Origin of the sequence: Imhoffiella purpurea (genome assembly GCF_000585215.1) — a bacterium.
GTDB classification, from domain to species: Bacteria; Pseudomonadota; Gammaproteobacteria; order Chromatiales; family Chromatiaceae; genus Imhoffiella; species Imhoffiella purpurea.
Genome location: NZ_AONC01000021.1, coordinates 34,470 through 50,853, shown reverse-complemented (window position 1 = coordinate 50,853; position 16,384 = coordinate 34,470). Strand labels below are relative to the sequence as shown.

The window sequence follows — 16,384 nt, the reverse complement described above, 5'->3', positions numbered from 1 at the left end:
GTCCAGGTTCCGAGACGGTTCCCCGGTGGTCTGCGCCCATGGCCTCGATCGGGCGGCGGCTGCCGGCCTTGACGGTGGTGCTCCTTGGGCTGGTGATGAGTCTGGCGGCCTATCGCGCGGCCAGCGCATGGGATCTGCGGTTGCGCGAGATCGATTTCGAGCGCGATGCCTATATCCACATCGATGCCATCCAATCCAAGCTGGAGCGGATCCTCGTCCTGATCGAATCGCTGGGACGTTTCTTCGCCGCCTCCGAATCCGTCTCGGCGGACGAATTCGCACTCTTCGCGCGCTTCTCGCTCGAGCGGGATCCGGAGCTCGATGCGATCGAGTGGCTGCCCCGGGTCGAGGGCGCCGAGCGGGCTGCGTTCGAGCGTGAGGCGCGGTCGGCTGGGCTGGAGGATTTCGCCATCAGGGATCTGGTGGATGGTCATCTTCGCCCCGCTGGGACGCGGGACCTGTATTTCCCGATACTGCGCATCGAGCCCAGGCGCGGCAAGGCGTCACTGATCGGGTTCGATCCACTTGGCGACGCCGCACGAGGCCCGGATTTCCTGACCGCCATCCGGACCGGCCGGCCGGTCGCGACGGCGCCCTTGCCGCTGCCCCAGGATCCCGAAGGCCCTCGGGGTCTGGAGATCCTGGTGCCTCAGTACCGGATGGTGAGCTCGGATTCGCGGTGGGGGCCCCCCAGGTCCGAGCTCCTGGGGTTCGCGGTCGGAATGGTGCGGATCGGACGCTTTGTCGAGTCGGTGATGGCCAGATCGTATCCCCAGGATCTCGATCTGAGGCTCTACCATCGAGTGCCTGGCCGCGAACCGGCGCTCATATACGTCCATCGGGCGGGCGGGGGAGCGAATGCGCTCGATCGGCAGGTCGGCGGTGCGGATTTGGAGGTGAGCGCTAGGCTGCATGTGGCCGGACGCTCGCTCGAGGTGATCGCGACGCCCGCCCCCGGCTACTTTCGCGGTACCGGTTCGCCGGTACCGATCCTGATCTTCGGCCTGGCGCTCAGTCTGATCTTGAGCGTGCTGGTCCAATCCCGCTGGACGGCGCGAAATCGGCTGCGCGAGCGCGAGACTCGGCTGCGGATGTTCATCGAGCACGCACCTGCGGCGCTCGCCATCTTCGACCTCGAGATGCGCTATCTGGCGGTCAGCGATCGCTGGCTCAAGGATTTCGGTCTGGTCGGAGAGACGCTGATCGGACGCAGCCACTACGAGGTCTTTCCGGATCTCCCCGAGCGCTGGCGTCTGATCTACCGGCGCGGATTGGCGGGCGAGGTGATCTCGGCGCGCGAGGATCCCTTCGAGCGTGCCGACGGGTCGCGGTTGTGGCTGCGCTGGGAGGTTCGGCCCTGGTTCGAGCGTCACGGCCAGATCGCCGGGATCGGCATCTTCGCCGAGGACGTGACCGAGAACGTCCAGGCGGAGCAGGAGCTCAGCCGCTTCCGGCAGATCGTCGAGACCTCGTCCGAGAAGCTCATCTTCATCGATCCCGATACTCGGCTGCGGGTGGTGAATCCGGCCTATGCCAGCCTCTACAGGAGAACCCCGGAGCAGCTGCAGGGCCGCCGCGTCAGCGATCTGCTGAGCGCCGAGGCCTGGGCCAAGGTGGAGCCCCATCTCATGGCCGCCCTGGCGGGCGAGCCGCAACGATTTCAGATCTGTCATCGCTATCCCGAGGGACGGTTGCGTTGGATGGATGTCGAGCACCGACCGTTTCTGCTCGATGGGGCGGTGATGGGGGTGGTCGTGAGCTTGCACGACATCACCGAGGCCCACGAGGTCCGCGCCGCGCTGGAGCTCCAGCAGACCCATCTGGAGGAGATGGTCGTGGCGCGGACGGCCGAGCTGCAGGCCGCCGAGTCGCAGATGCGCCTCATCCTTGACTCCAGCGCCGGCGGGATCTTCGGCATGGATCGGCAGGGGCGTGCGATGTTCGTGAATCCGGGCGCCTGCCGTATCCTCGGCTATGAGCCCGAGGCCATCATGGGGCGGGAGATGCATGCCCTGATCCACCACAGCCGTCCCGATGGCCAGCCCTATCCGGCCGAGGAATGTCCCTCGATACTTGCGGCCCGCGAAAGCCGCATGATTCGGGTCGACAACGAGGTCTTCTGGAGGGCGGACGGGAGGGCCGTTCCGGTCACCTATACGGCTCACCCCATGGTCCGCGATGGCCGGGTGACCGGGGTCGTCGTCAATTTCATCGACATGACGGCTCAGAAGGCGTCCGAGCGGGCGCGCGAGGCCGCGCTCGCAGAGGCGGAGCGGCTGGCTCGGGTTCGCAGCGAATTCCTGGCCAACATGAGCCACGAGATTCGCACGCCCTTGAACGGGGTGCTGGGCTTGGCGCGCGTCGGTCATCGCCAGAGCGCCGGACGCAAGATCCAGGAAACCTTCGATCTCATCCTGAGCTCCGGCCAGCATCTGCTCGGGGTGGTGAACTGTATCCTGGATTTCTCCAAGATCGAGGCCGGCAAGATGGTCCTGGAGCGTCAGCGGATGGACCTGGGGCAGGTCGTCGACCAGGCGCTCTCCCTGGTCGCGGACCAGGCCCATGGCAAGGGGCTGGGGTTGGCGGTCGAGGAACAGGTGGATCTGCCGCGCTCCTGTATGGGGGATGCGCTGCGTCTGTCCCAGGTTCTGGTCAATCTGCTGTCCAACGCCATCAAGTTCACCGAGCGCGGCTCGGTGCGGCTCTCGATCGATCGCGATGGCGACGACGCCCTCGTCTTCGCGATCACGGACACCGGGATCGGCCTGTCCGAGGAGGAAGTGTCCAGGCTATTCAGTCCCTTCCAGCAGGCGGACGGCTCGACCACGCGCCGTTTCGGCGGAACCGGGCTCGGACTGAGCATCAGTCGGCGTCTGGTCGAACTCATGGGCGGCCGCATCGAAGTGGCGTCCCGCTCGGGCGAGGGCAGCCGCTTCTCGGTTCGTCTGCCACTGATCGAGCCTCTGGAGGCGGATGCCTTGCCTCGCGGACGCGTCGGTCTCATGGGGTTGCCGCCCGAGGAGAGCGACCGGATCGCCGGATCCCTGAAGGAGCGCGGGCTCGATGTGGCGACGTTCCGGGAGGGGGCGGATCCGGCCGGACTGGATCTGATTCTGACCGGGCTGACAGCCCCGGAGTCGCTCGCCGCCTTGGTCGAAACGGGAGTCAAGATCGCGGTCTATCGAGCGGGCGGTGAAGGCGTGCTGCCCGAGCCGCTTCCTCGTCGGGTCTCGCTGCTGGAGGCGCCTTTCCGCGCGCGCCATCTGATCGCCCTGATGCTCGGGGAGGATGACTCCATGTCCATGGCCCCGCGGCCGGTTGAACGTCTGAAGGACTGCAGCGTCCTGGCCGCCGAGGACAACGAGGTGAATCGGATGGTGCTGGGCCAGTTGCTGGAGGCCGAGGGCGCGCGCCTGGTCTGTCTCGAGGACGGTGCGGCGCTGCTCGAGCACTTGGCGCGTGTCGGCGACGGTGCCTATCAGATCCTGCTGATGGATATCCAGATGCCGCGCATGGACGGCTACAGGGCGGCCCGGCGTTGCATGGAGCTGTATCCGGATCTCCCCGTGGTGGGTCTGACCGCCCATGCATTGCCGGAGGAACGCCGCCGCTGTTTAGAGTCGGGAATGGTCGAGCATGTGTCCAAGCCCGTGGATATCGACCTTCTGGTCGCCGTCATCCAGGACTACGCGAGATCCTTGCCGATATCCTCCGAGCCGGGCGGGGCGAATTCTCTCGGTCGTGTGCGTGCGGATCGTGCGGCCGATCCCGAGTCCCCGTCGCCGTCCCCGTCCGCGCCGGATGAGTCCGGCGTGGCGGAGGATCTGCCGCTGATCGATCTCGATGCGCTGAACGAGCGCTATCGCGACAAGCCCGGATTCGTGGCGAAGCTGGCCGGCGTCCTGCACCGCACCCAGAGCGAGTCTCCGGTCAGGCTGCGCGCCGCTGTACGCGAGCGGGATTGGCCGCAACTGACCAGCGAGGCCCACGGCATCAAGGGGATGAGCGGAAACCTCATGGCCTGGGGGCTGCATCGGCTGGCCGAGTCCACCGAGCGGGCGGCACGCGACCAATCGCCCCAGGCGTTCGAACTGGCCGAGCGCCTGGCCGAGGGCGTCGAGGAACTGCTGCGGCGGTTGCCGGGCTGAAGAGACCGAGAATGTCCGGCTGCGTCTCGGAGGCCGCCTGTCTGGCTCCTTGGGTGAGATGGGCGCGTACCTCCTTCTTCTCGACGAGGGGTCAGATGAATCGCGCGGCCATCTCGGCAAGATCGATCCGGGCGCGCAGACGGCGCGAGAGCATGAAGGAGCCCATGAACTTGCGGTGCAGGAAAAGCGTCTCGGGCGGGGGCGCGGTGCTGAAGGCGCCGGAATGGAACATGGCGCGTCCATTCTTGTAGGTCCGCTCGAACAGGTCCGAGGCACCGAAGTCGTAGAGACCCTCGTGACGCAATGGCTCGGCCGACATCTGCAGCAGGTCGAGCATGGTGTCCACGTGCTCGCGCGGATCGTCCTCGCCGATATATCCGATCGCCACGCAGGCGGCGCGCATCTCTTCGCGATTGCCATCGATCGTCGCCCTGGCCATGCGCCGATAGAGCTCGACCAGCTCCGGCGCGACCGGCTTGGTGGCGCCAAAGTCGAGCAGTGTGATGCGTCCGGAGGCGGAATCGTAGAGATAGTTGCCGAAATTGGGATCGGTCTGCACCAGTCCGAATTCGAACAGCTCGCGCAATGTCAGCCGCATCAGGGATTCGGCGGCATGGTCGCGTTCGGCGCGGCGGTAGTCGGGGCCGGCGAGCCGGTCGATCGAGACCCCGTCGGCGAAATCCATGGCGAGGATGTTGTGGGTGGTGAGGTCGTGATGGACGCCTGGGATGAAGAGATCCGGGTCCTCGCCGATCAGTGTCCGGTAGCGCTCCAGCGCCTCGGCCTCGGCAGCATAGTCCGCCTCGCGGTGCAGCTGACGGCGGGCCTCGTCGAGGAAGGGGGCGATGTCGATCCCCTTGGGCGCCATGCCGAGCGAGCGGCCGAGGAAGGCCAGATTGTCGATGTCGCTGTCGATGCTCTCGCGCACGCCCGGAAACTGGATCTTGAGCGCGAGACGTCGTCCGTCCCTGGTCTCGGCCCGATGCACCTGACCGATGGATGCCGAGGCGATGGGGCTGAACTCGAAGCGCTTGAAACGGTGATTCCAGTCGCGACCGTACTCGCCCTCGAGCACCTGGACCAGCTGGCTCATGGGCATGGGCTCGGCGCTCTCGCGCAATGCGCTCATGATCTCGGCGGCCTCGGCGGTGAAGACGTCGGAGCCGTCCATCGACATCAGCTGGCCCATCTTCATCACGGCGCCGCGCATGCGGGCGAGCCGGTCGGTGAAACGGCGGGTGTGTTCGGGTGAGAGCTGGATGCGGGCCGGCTGGTCGCCCTTGCGACTGCGGGCCAGCTCGAGCATCCCCTTGACGCCAATTCCCGCGGCCAAGTCGCCGGTCGCCCGGCCGAGATGCCACAAACGGCTCAGTCGTTTGCTGGGGACGGCGGTACCACGTGGAGCGGAGGATTCGGGCATGGGTTGGTCTTCCTGATCTGTGTGTGGATGGCCTCTCGGGGGCCGGGCCTCGGTGCCGATAGACCCGTTGGGGCGGGTCAGGTTCCTGCTGTAAGCCGAGCGGGGATGTCAAGCATTATTTACTTGCAATGATATTTTTTTAAGAGGATAATGCTCTGTTACTTTCGCGAATCGTCCCAATGGTTGCATCGGTCGGCCTAGAGGACGCACCCTTCCCTTCGAGGCACCACCATGGACACCCCCGACACGAGCATCGGTTTCGGCGAACTCGGTCTTTCTCCCGCTATCGCCCAAGCCGTTCAAGCGCTCGGCTACGAATCCCCGACTGCCATCCAGAGCCAGTGCATCCCGCACCTCCTGGCCGGCCGCGACCTCCTGGGTCAGGCCCAGACCGGAACCGGCAAGACGGCGGCCTTCGCCCTGCCGCTGCTCAGCCGCATCGATCCCGATCTCAGACGGCCGCAGGTACTGGTGCTGGCGCCGACCCGCGAGCTGGCGCTCCAGGTCGCCGAGGCCTTTCAGCAGTACGCCAGTCATCTGCAGGGTTTCAACGTCCTGCCCATCTACGGCGGACAGAGCTACGGTCTGCAGCTGACCCAGCTCAAGCGCAATCCGCAGGTGATCGTCGGCACGCCGGGCCGTGTCATGGATCACATCCGCCGCGGCACATTGTCGATGGAGAGCATCCGCACCCTGGTGCTGGACGAGGCCGACGAGATGCTCAACATGGGCTTCGCCGAGGACATCGACTGGATCTTCGACCAGGCGCCCGAGAAGCGCCAGGTGGCGCTCTTCTCGGCCACCATGCCGCCGGCGATCCGCAAGGTAGCCCAGGAGCGGCTCGTGGACCCGATCGAGGTGCGCATCGCGGCCGATTCCGAGACGGTCGACACCATCGATCAGCATCACTGCGTCGTCACCCGCTTCCACAAGCTCGACACCCTGACCCGCATCCTCGAGCTCGAGCCCTTCGACGGCATGCTCGTCTTCGTGCGCACCAAGAATCAGACCACGGAGCTGGCCGACAAGCTCAAGGCCCACGGCTTCGCCGCCGAGCCGCTCAACGGCGACATGAATCAGGAGATGCGCGAGCGTACCGTCGATCGCATCAAGCAGGGTCAGCTCGACATCCTGGTCGCGACCGACGTCGCCGCCCGTGGTCTGGACGTGGAGCGCATCAGCCACGTGGTCAACTACGATATCCCCACGGATCCGTCCGCCTATGTGCATCGCATCGGTCGTACCGGCCGTGCCGGGCGCACCGGGCGCGCCATCCTGCTGGTCGAGCCGCGCGAGCGCGGCCTGCTCAAGGCGATCGAACGCACCATTCGCCGCCGCGTGCCGCCGATGGATCCGCCGTCCGCCGCGGCATTGAGCGAGTCGCGCATCGACCGCTTCATCGCCGAGGTCCAGAAGACCATGGCCGAGCAGGATCTGGACTTCTTCTATCGCCTGCTGGCGCGGATCGGTCAGGAGCAGGAGATCGAGATGATGGACGTGGCCGCCTCGCTGGCCTATCTCTACCAGCGCGAGCGCCCGCTGAACGTCAAGGAGGATCCGCCCCGCCCGGCACGGCGCGAATGGTCGGAAAAGCGTCCGGAGCGCGGTCGTCGCGGCGAGGGTCAAGACGATCGGCCGCCGCGCCGGGAGCGGGGCCAGGGGCGGACCGGAAACGAAAACCTGGTCAGCTATCGCATCGAGGTCGGCTATCAGCATGGGGTCTCGCCGCGCGAGATCGTCGGCGCCATCGCCAACGAATCCGGGCTGGAGGGACGTTTCATCGGCCGCATCGAGATCCAGGACGACCATTCGATCGTGGATCTTCCGGACGGCATGCCGCACGAGGTCTTCAATCATCTCAAGCGCGTCTATGTGCGCGGCCAGGCGCTGCGCATCTCCTCGGCGGCGGAGGGCGGGCAATCGCGCGCCTCCTGGGAGCCGCGCAAGGAATCCGGTGCGCCGCGATTCGGCCGGGGCGGCCAGGACCGATCCAAGCCGGCCCGTCAGCCGGGCGGTTTCCGTCGCCAGGGCGGCGAGGGTGGCGGTTCGCGCAAGCCCTTCCAGGCCAAGGACTCGAAGGGGGTTCGCGGCGACCGTGCCCCGGGCCGCAAGCCGCGCGATTGAGGCTCGGGCATGTCGTTGGGCGCCTCTGTCGTCTTTGCGACAGTCGGCGCCGAAGCGCTCCAGGTCGAGCCGCGACTCCCGCTCTCGCCGAGTCGATATAGTCGACTGAATCGAAAGGATATTGATCTGCTTTCGTCGATTTCTATATTGATGGCGTGGTTATTGCTTTAGCCTCAGGGTCGAATCTTAGCCCAGGGGTATGCGCATGGTGTCCGCTCGACTCGAAAACTTCGTCAAAGAACTGGCCAGTGGCGAGCTGGTTCCCTATCTGGGGCCTGGAGCCCTGACCGGGTCCGTGGATACGGCCACCCAGGAGCCCATTCCCGCCGACAGCGACAGCCTCATACTGGCCATGAACAACGGCAGGCCCATGTCGCCCAGGCTCATGTGGGAGTTCTCGCGGGCGGCCATGGACGTCGAGCTCAAGCGCGGACGCGGTGCCGTCCACCGTTTCCTCGAGGCGACCTACGACACGCGATCCTGGACCCGCTCGCCGCTTCACGACTGGCTGCAGTCGATCCGCCCGCCCTATGTCATCGACATCAATCGCGATCTCCAGCTCCAGGACTCCTACGCGGATGCCCCCCACACCCTGGTGCGCGGCATCGCCCGCACCGGCGGGACAGACTATCGCTTCCGCATCCACGCCTACGACGGCGAGACCTATCGCGAGGTGGCCCAGGACGAGGTGGATCCCAGCCTGCCGGTGCTGTTCAAGCCGATGGGCAGCCCCCGACCCGATGCCACCTATATCGCCTCGGATGCCGACTTCGTGGACTACCTCACCGAACTGATGGGCGGCTTCGGCATCCCGTCCTTCGTCAAGCGTTACCGGACCGGTAAGCGCTATCTCTTCCTCGGGCTGCGCTTCACCCGCGACACCGAGCGCATGGTGATGTCCGATATGATCTACGGCGCCGGGTCTCCCGCCGGCTGGGCGCTGATCCCGGAGCCGACCGAGAAGGAGCGCAGGTTCTGCGCGACCAAGAACGTCGAGATCCTGGAGGCCGATATCGGCGACCTGCTCGCGGTGGCAGGGGTCTCGGATCCGATGCGCGAACTCATCCCCGGCGGTCATGAGATCGGCTGCTGATGGCGGGAGTGAGGATAGGGCGCATCATTGATGTGTCGGTTCGTAGCTGATCTGTTTCGGGGGCGAGCCGGTTGGGAGGAAGCATGGTACTGTGGGCATGGGTGCCACCATGGTGAGGTGCCGGGCATTGCGGCCTGAGCAGGATATCTGAGCGATGGACCCCAAACTGAACCCCATCATCGAGTTGGCGCGCGGGCTCGCCGCTTGGATGGTGCTGACTGCCCATTACAGCAAGCTTGTGATTAGCGGTCCGTCGCTGCTGAGCTTCATGTGGAGCGGTGTGGATCTCTTCTTTGTCATCAGCGGCTTCGTCTTCGCGCCGTTACTGCTGTCCGGCGGCTTCGCGCTCGGCCCCTTCGCGATCCGCCGGCTGTTCCGTATCTATCCACTGTATCTGTTCTCGCTGCTTCTCTACGCGCTGATGACCCCTGGGGATCCGAGCAAGCCGCTCTATTTTGTTAAGCATCTGCTCTTCCTCGGAACCACCGAATCGGCCCGGGAGGCATTTTTCTTTAATCCGGCCTATTGGAGCCTGCCGGTCGAGGTCGAGTATTATCTGGCCCTGCCGCTACTCGCCTGGCTTCTGCGGGGGCGGATCCTCTGGGTCGTGCTGCTGCTCGTCCTCTTCCTCGGGTTGCGTCTGGTGATCGTTTCGGGCGCGACATCCTTCTCGGCCCCCGACCCGAACCTGCTGACGATCTTCAGGTTCCATCTGCCGGGCATCTTGATCGAGTTCCTGGTCGGGGTGCTGCTCTACTGGGCCTACCGACGCTGCAACGCGACGGGCGGCGGGCGCTGGCCGACGGCAGCGCTGGCTGCCGGCGTTGCGCTCTGGCTGGTCCTGGCGCTCTTCTTCGCCTATCGTGGCGATCCGGGCATCAACGCCAGCCTGCTACTGCGCTCCTATTTCAGTTTCCTCGCGGCGCTGAGCTACGGGCTCATCCTGTTCTGGATGCTGATGAGGGTGCGTTGCCGGGGGCCGCTGTGCATGCGGATCGCTCTGACGCTTGGCGCCCTGAGCTACGGGGTCTATCTGCTGCACATCCTAGTGCTGCGTCTCTACGAGGGCTCGGAGCTCGACCTGCCCGGCCCCTACGCCTATTTATTGTGCTCGGCGGCGGTTGTGGCCCTCGCCGGGATCGCCCATGTGCTGATCGAGCAGCCGATGCGCGACTATGGGCGCGCCCTTGCGGCTCGTGCGAGAACACCCTCAGGGTCCGAGGTGGTCGAGTCCAGGAGGCTGTCCGACTTAGGCGCTGGAGGCAGGAAACTGGATAAGGGATGAGCAATTTCGATGTGCGTACGCGAAATTCAGAGCAGTTTCATCCGAAAACGAAAACATCTCCAAGTTTTGCGTACGAACTCCATCTCCATCGTAAGTCGGACAGCCTCCTAGCGGCGGCTCCGGTTCTCGGGCGGGGGAGGGATGCCCAGTCCGGTGGATGCGGGATGGGGCAGTCTGGATTCATGCGGATCTTAGCGCGAGGCGCGCAGAGCACCATAGTGGGGCGACAGGATGAGTAGCTCGGCCGCCTGGGTCCGGCAGGATTGGGCGATCTCCTTGTCCAGCGCATTCAGCCAGCGCCTCGGGATCGCCGCGGGGCCGTAGAGGGCGCCGGCGATCATGCCGAGGATGGCGCCCGTAGTGTCAGCGTCGCCACCGCGGTTGACCACGTCGATCAGGGCGGGCTCGAAGTCGTCGGTATCAAACAGTGCCTGGATCACGGCCTTCAGCGTTTCGACGATATATCCGTCGGGATTCTCCACGCGGCGCCGGTCGAAGCGATAACGCGGCTCCGTGGTGGCCAGTTCCGTCGCGATCTTGATCAGTTGTCCCTTGGTGCCGCCGAGCAGGGCGGTTTGCACCATGCGTAGCACGGCGAGGGTGCCGAGGTCTGACAGCGGGCTGTGATGGGTAACATGGGCCTGCAACCGATTGGCTGCGTCGAGCGCCTCCGGCCCGTCACCGAGCGTCGCCAGGGCGATCGGTAGGGCGCGCATGCAGGCGCCGTTGCCGGCGTCGTGCTCGTTTTCGGGCCCCTCGGTCTCGCCGGTGCGGCGGAAGCGGCTGATTCCGCGGCGTACGGTATGGCCGATGTCGACCGGCTTGGTGCGCATCCAGTCGCTGAAGGCCTCGGCGACCGCCTGGGCATCGACTCGACCGGCCTCAAGGATGCTGCATCCGAGCGCCAGGCTCATCTCGGTGTCGTCCGTCACCCGTCCCTTGCGCAGACGCAGCCAGCCTCCGCCGACCATGTCGCGGTGCTCGCCGTACTGGTCCCGGATCTCGCGCGGGGTGAGGAACTCGACGGTCGCGCCGAGGGCGTCGCCCACGGCCAGACCCAGATAGGCGCCGATCGCGCGCTGCTGCAGCTGCGCGGTCTCCTGGCGTGCGGGAGGCGAGTCACTCAGGTCCGAAACAAACATGATAGTCGGCGCAGACCTCGCAGGAGGGCGAACGGCAGACATAGATGCCCTCCGCCTCGCACAGCTGCTTGTAGAGGAAGCGCTTCCACTTCATGTCCTGAGTGTTGCGCTCGGCCAGTGTCGGGAAGTTGCGGTTCATGAGGGCGGTCAGCTCCGGCCGCTCCCAGAGGCCGAGGTCCTGCCATAGATGGTCGCTGGCCATGCATCCGGCGGCGACCACCTGCGCCATCCAGACCTCCGAGATGGAGAGGCTGGCGCGATTCGTAAGCATGAGTTCGACCAGTTCCTCGCGCTCGTCCCCGCGCGCGCCGGTCAGTGGCGGGCCGGAATCGATGGCGCTGAGGACATCGGGCGAGACGCCCGGGAAATGGTGGGCCATGAGGTTGCGGAAGTCGCCCAGTTCCAATCCCAGCCAGGCTGGAAGCGCACCGCCTCCGGCGGCGCGCGTGGAGATCATCGCCGCGAAGGCCCGATCATTGCCGTCCCCGGCCGCACGTACCATCAAACGTGCGAAGACACGGTCGGCTTCACGCGTCAGGTCGCAGGCCAGGGTCGACATGATCAGTACTCCACGAGGATATCTTCGTCGCGAACGATCATCTGACAGGCCAGACGCCATTCGCTAGGCATGTCGTCCAGGGCCAGTTTCTCGATGTCGTCCTTGGTCAGCTTGCCGAGGTGGCGCAGAACGGTCTGCTCCTTCTCGGTCAAGTGATAACCCATCCGCTGCTTGTTGTCGACGCTGGAGACGCGCACGACGCAATTGCCGCACTCGCCGTCCTGACAGTCGTGATGGAGCGGGATCTTGTGCTCCTTGGCCAGCTTCAGCAGGGTCTCGGTGTGGCTTCCTGCCACGGCGTATACGGTCTTGTCCTTGTACTCGGGATTCGAAAAGGTTACGAGTGCCACGATACTTCTCCGGTTATCAGGCGGGTTTGACGCGACAGTCGCCGAGGATCTGCGCCTGACAGGCGAGCCGGTCGTGACGGCTGGCCATGTTCTCGCGCAGGACCTTCTCCTCCAGCACCGACGGCTCGGTCAGATTGTTCCAGCCCTCTTCCACATGCATCATGCAGGTGCCGCAGTCGCCCTCGCGACAGCCGTAGATGATGCCGGCACCGATCTTCTCGGAAACCTCGATGACACGGGTGCCCGCCGGGACGTTCACGGTCTGGTCGATGTCCGTAAAGGTGATTTTGGCTTTCGCCATGATGTCAGACTCCTTAAGTTTCAAATGATTGAAATGGTCGATGACTGGCGATCGGCGCCCGCCCGGGCGGGCCGGCATCGCTGTCCGCTCCATTTCCCGCTCTCCCCGGCCCGGCGTGAGCCGGGCGCGCACCGACCTCCCCCGCGGACGGGAGAAGGACCGCGGGAGAGGGGCGCAGCCTAGCCATGCGCATAGGCTCCGCAGTCTGATTCGGTATCCTCGTTCCCGCTCAGCCCAGGTCGGCGAAGTCGATGACCCGGCCCTTCTCTCCGCTCACGATGGCGCTGGCCAAGGCGCGGCCGAATTCGCGGCATTCCTCCAGTTCCTCGTCGGTCGGGATGAGCTTGATCCGCAGCCCGGCCACCGGAACCCGCATCTTCAATCCGCGCATCCGGTCCTCGATCATGCGTACCGCCTCGCCGGTCCAGCCGTAGGAGCCGAAGGCGGCTCCGAGCTTGCCCTTGAGGTCGACCACGGCGAGCGAGGAGAGCAGATCCCAGATCGGCTTGACGGCGTCGCCGTTGATGGTCGGCGAGCCGAAGGCCAATGCGTCGGCCGTCTCGATCAGGTCCACGAAGGGCTGGATCTCGCCGCCCTCCAGGTCGTAGAGGGAAACGCGCGCCCCCGCCTCCTCGGCCCCGGCGCAGACCGCCTCGGCCATGCGGGCGGTGTTGCCGTAGGAGCTCATGTAGAAGACCACCAGGGTCGGATCCTCGTTGCCGATCCGCTCGGCGAAACTGGCGCTCGAGAGCTCGCGATAGCGTGTCAGATAGCGTCTGGGCCGATCGCGCAGGATGGGGCCGTGGGTGGGGGCGATGATCTTCAGCGCCAGCGGCTCGATGAGCTTGAGCGCGTCCATCACGTGCGTCTTGAAGGGACGCATGATGTGGGCGTAGTAGTAGTCGAAGGCGAAGCGGAAGTCGGCGCACCGGTCGTTGAACATGCGGCTGTCGCAGTGATGGCAGCCGAAGACGTCTCCCGAGAAGAGCACCCCGTCCTCGACCAGATAGGTGCACTGGGTGTCCGGCCAGTGCAGGAACGGGGTGTGCAGGAAGCGCAGGGTACGCTCGCCGAGCGACACCTCGTCCCCGGTGTCGGCCGTCCGGTATTCGAGCGGATCCTCCTCCCGCGGCTTGAGCAGCGCCTTGAGCATGGCCGGGGCGCGGCTCGAGATGTGCAGCCGCGCCTGGGGCGCGCGCCGCATCAGTTCGGGCAGCGCGCCCGTGTGGTCCGGCTCCAGATGGTTGAGCACGATGACCTCGATCTCGTCGTAATCTGCGACCGACTCGAGACGGGCGAAGAACTCGTCGGCGAATTCCGCCTTGACGGTGTCGATCACCGCGACCCCGTGGCTTCCGCGAACGAGATAGGCGTTGTAGGTGGTGCCGTTGGCCGTGCGCAGGATGATGTCGAAGGCGCGCAGCGCCGGATCCAGCGCCCCGATCCAGTGGACGCCGGGCAGGATCTCGATCGCCTCGCCACGGCGGGCGATGTCGGTGGGCGATGCCGAAGGAGGGTTGCTCATCTGGGGCTCTCTTCGGCGGCCGGCAGGTCGCAATGCGGATCCGGGCCGGTCTTCGAGCAGGACTGGAGATCCTCGTCCAGACGGACGCCGAGCGCCTCCAGCAAGGGGCTGGCTTCGAAGCCGCAGCCCCGGCCGAAGGCGCACTCGATCAGCGGACGGCGGATCAGCAGCGGGTCGGCGACCATGAGGGACAGGGCGGTCGGCTCGTCCAGCTCGATCGGGCGTACCTCGCCCCGCTTGATCCGGGGGGCGGTCGGGTTGAACCAGTCGGATACGGGGCGATCGCCGAAGAAGGGACGCAGACGCTCGGCCGTCCAGGGCTCGGACAGCAGATTTCGAATGCTCAAGGAATGCCCAAGCGATTCCAGCAGTGATTTCTGCTTCGCGTTGGAGATGCATCCGGGCTTCTCGTAGAAGACCAGCGTCGTGCTCACCTTGCCATTCTCCTCTAGTTCGTCTGTGTCGATACGCCCTCGGCGTGTGTCTGCATTCGCGCCGTGCGGACGCCTGGTCAGCGTGCGCGGATCTCGGCTCGGGCCGCGGCCAGGCGCTCGGGCGGAATCCCGGTCAGCGAGCCCGGCGGATTCACCGCCAGGCCCGAGGCGTCGAGGATCGCCCCCTCGATCGGGCAGATGCTGGCGCACTGGGGTTCGGCGAAATCGCCCTCGCACTCGGTGCATTTCTTGGCGTCGATGACGAAGTGCGGTTTGGCCGCGAGGATGGCCTGACTTGGGCAGAGCGGCTCGCAGGCCCAGCAGTTGACGCAGCTGTCGATGATCTTGAATGCCATGGTGCGTCTCCTCTCAGGCGGACATGCGTTGTTCGGGAGCGAGTGTGGGCTCGAGCTGGCCGGCGGCGAGCATCTCGCGATAGACGGCGGCCACGGCATCCTCGATCGGCTCCATCGCATGCTCGCCGTTCGGGACGATGCCGGCGGCCTCCAGCTGACCCCAGGGCTCGTAGCCGATCTTGGAGCAGAGCACGACCTCGCAGCCCGAGAGGGTGCGGATGATCTTCTGCAGCGTGGTCTCGGCGTCCCCGCAGGTGTCGCCGCCGGAACAGTAGAGGTCGACCTTGCGCGCCCCGATGAAACGCACGTCCGTGGCGGACGCCTCGTAGACGAGGAATTCGCGGGCATGGCCGAAATGCTGGTTGACGACCCCGCTGCCGGCGGTGGCGACGGCCATCAGGACCGGGCGCGTCTCGGCCTTCTTGGGGACCTGGCGCTTGAGCGAGGCGAGCGAGACGAAGGCCTCGCCGGTCTGCTTCCGCTGCGCGGCGCGATTGGCCTCGATCTCGGCGTGGATCTGGGCGCGGCGGGCCATGGCCGCCTCGTAGTCGATCTCCATGGCCTCGATCTTGTCGAGGGTGAACTCGTGACCCCGGTCCTCGCCGAGCATGCCGACCGCATCGGCGCGGCACTGACGGCAGTGGCGCATCATGGCCATGTCGCCGGCGCAGGCGTCCTGCAGGGTCTGGAGCTCCTCGTTGGTGGGGCCGCGCTGACCCATGAGGCCGTAGAAGGTGCCGTGCTCGGGCTCGGCGATCAGGGGCATCACATTGTGCAGGAAGGCGCCCTTCTCCTTGACGATGCGGCTGACCTCCTTGAGGTGCGCGTCGTTCACGCCCGGAATCAGCACCGAGTTGACCTTCACCAGCACGCCGCGCTCGACCAGCATCTCCAGACCCTTCTGCTGCTGCGCGATCAGGATCTCGGCCGCCTTGCGCCCCTTGATGCGACGGTTGTTCCAGAAGATCCAGGGATAGATCTTGGCCCCGACGTCCGGGTCCACGCAGTTGATGGTGATGGTGACGTGCTCGATGTTGTGCTTGCAGATCTCGTCGACCAGGCCGGGCAGGGCCAGTCCGTTGGTCGAGACGCAGAGCCGGATGTCCGGCGCCTTCTCGGAGAGCTGGCGGAAGGTCTCCAGGGTGCGTTCCGGATTGGCTAGCGGGTCGCCGGGGCCGGCGATGCCGAGTACGGTCATCTGCGGGATGTTGGCGGCGACCGCCAGCACCTTCTTGACCGCCTGGTCCGGGGTCAGCAGCTCGGAGACGACGCCGGGACGCGATTCGTTGGAACAGTCGTATTTGCGATTGCAGTAATGACACTGGATATTGCAGGCGGGTGCGACCGCGACATGCATACGCGCATAGTGATGATGCGCGTCTTCCGAGAAACAAGGGTGGTTGTCGATCTTCGCGCGGATCGCCTCCGGTAGGTGGGCAAGCCGGTCCGCGCTGCTGCCGCAACCGCTCGATGCGCAACCGCCCTGGCTCTTTACCTTCAACTCCATCACGCTGCCTCCAGAAAATCGGGGGCACCCGCCCCAGTGAATCGAAGAATCCGGATTTAGCTTAAGCAAAGTCTATGCCGATATTTTATTGCTAGCTATCTCGTTGATAAATAATTTTATTTTCTGACATGTCGGTTCCC

General features: G+C 65.6%; 13 protein-coding genes. 4 read left to right on the top strand and 9 right to left on the bottom strand.

Features of this window, described 5'->3' with window-relative positions; genetic code table 11:
- The first annotated feature begins 38 nt into the window (after positions 1–38).
- The gene (locus tag D779_RS21000; RefSeq protein ID WP_052347914.1) at positions 39–4,148 is read left to right on the top strand and encodes a PAS domain S-box protein; all 4,110 of its coding nucleotides are present in this window, start codon (positions 39–41) and stop codon (positions 4,146–4,148) included.
- Positions 4,149–4,239: 91 nt separating this feature from the next.
- Here D779_RS21000 and D779_RS07095 read toward each other — a convergent pair whose 3' ends face one another.
- Positions 4,240–5,568, bottom strand: a complete 1,329-nt coding sequence (locus D779_RS07095; RefSeq protein ID WP_043751674.1) for an ABC1 kinase family protein — start codon at positions 5,566–5,568, stop codon at positions 4,240–4,242.
- Positions 5,569–5,799: 231 nt separating this feature from the next.
- On the opposite strand from D779_RS07095, the gene D779_RS07090 reads away from it, so the two are divergent.
- The 3 genes from D779_RS07090 (at position 5,800) to D779_RS07080 (ending at position 10,070) form a co-directional block, all read left to right on the top strand.
- Positions 5,800–7,692: a DEAD/DEAH box helicase gene (locus D779_RS07090; protein ID WP_043751671.1), complete on the top strand. Its 1,893-nt coding sequence runs from the start codon at positions 5,800–5,802 to the stop codon at positions 7,690–7,692.
- 205 nt (positions 7,693–7,897) lie between these two features.
- Positions 7,898–8,785 carry an SIR2 family protein gene (locus tag D779_RS07085; RefSeq protein ID WP_043751810.1) on the top strand — a complete coding sequence of 296 codons (888 nt, stop codon included), beginning with the start codon at positions 7,898–7,900 and terminating at the stop codon, positions 8,783–8,785.
- A gap of 154 nt (positions 8,786–8,939) precedes the next feature.
- Positions 8,940–10,070 (top strand): acyltransferase family protein, encoded by a 1,131-nt coding sequence (locus D779_RS07080; protein ID WP_043751667.1) that lies wholly within the window; start codon positions 8,940–8,942, stop codon positions 10,068–10,070.
- Positions 10,071–10,261: 191 nt separating this feature from the next.
- Here D779_RS07080 and draG read toward each other — a convergent pair whose 3' ends face one another.
- The 8 genes from draG to nifB form a co-directional block, all read right to left on the bottom strand.
- The gene (gene draG / locus D779_RS07075) at positions 10,262–11,212 is read right to left on the bottom strand and encodes an ADP-ribosyl-[dinitrogen reductase] hydrolase (protein ID WP_043751664.1); all 951 of its coding nucleotides are present in this window, start codon (positions 11,210–11,212) and stop codon (positions 10,262–10,264) included.
- Positions 11,190–11,771 (bottom strand): nitrogen fixation protein NifQ, encoded by a 582-nt coding sequence (locus D779_RS07070; RefSeq protein ID WP_043751807.1) that lies wholly within the window; start codon positions 11,769–11,771, stop codon positions 11,190–11,192. The genes draG and D779_RS07070 overlap by 23 nt, the downstream gene beginning before the upstream one ends.
- Before the next feature lie 2 nt (positions 11,772–11,773).
- Complete coding sequence (locus tag D779_RS07065; RefSeq protein ID WP_043751661.1) at positions 11,774–12,121, bottom strand: 2Fe-2S iron-sulfur cluster-binding protein; 348 nt, start codon at positions 12,119–12,121, stop codon at positions 11,774–11,776.
- 16 nt (positions 12,122–12,137) lie between these two features.
- Complete coding sequence (locus D779_RS07060; protein ID WP_014778533.1) at positions 12,138–12,422, bottom strand: 2Fe-2S iron-sulfur cluster-binding protein; 285 nt, start codon at positions 12,420–12,422, stop codon at positions 12,138–12,140.
- Positions 12,423–12,651: 229 nt separating this feature from the next.
- Entirely contained in the window at positions 12,652–13,947 is a 1,296-nt protein-coding gene (locus tag D779_RS07055; RefSeq protein ID WP_043751654.1) for an FprA family A-type flavoprotein, read from the bottom strand.
- Positions 13,944–14,381: a thioredoxin domain-containing protein gene (locus tag D779_RS07050; RefSeq protein WP_043751652.1), complete on the bottom strand. Its 438-nt coding sequence runs from the start codon at positions 14,379–14,381 to the stop codon at positions 13,944–13,946. Before D779_RS07050 ends, D779_RS07055 begins: the two co-directional genes overlap by 4 nt.
- Before the next feature lie 77 nt (positions 14,382–14,458).
- Positions 14,459–14,737 (bottom strand): 4Fe-4S binding protein, encoded by a 279-nt coding sequence (locus tag D779_RS07045; RefSeq protein WP_043751649.1) that lies wholly within the window; start codon positions 14,735–14,737, stop codon positions 14,459–14,461.
- A gap of 13 nt (positions 14,738–14,750) precedes the next feature.
- On the bottom strand, positions 14,751–16,244 hold the full coding sequence (nifB, locus tag D779_RS07040; protein ID WP_043751804.1) for a nitrogenase cofactor biosynthesis protein NifB: 1,494 nt from the start codon (positions 16,242–16,244) through the stop codon (positions 14,751–14,753).
- Positions 16,245–16,384 lie beyond the last annotated feature (140 nt).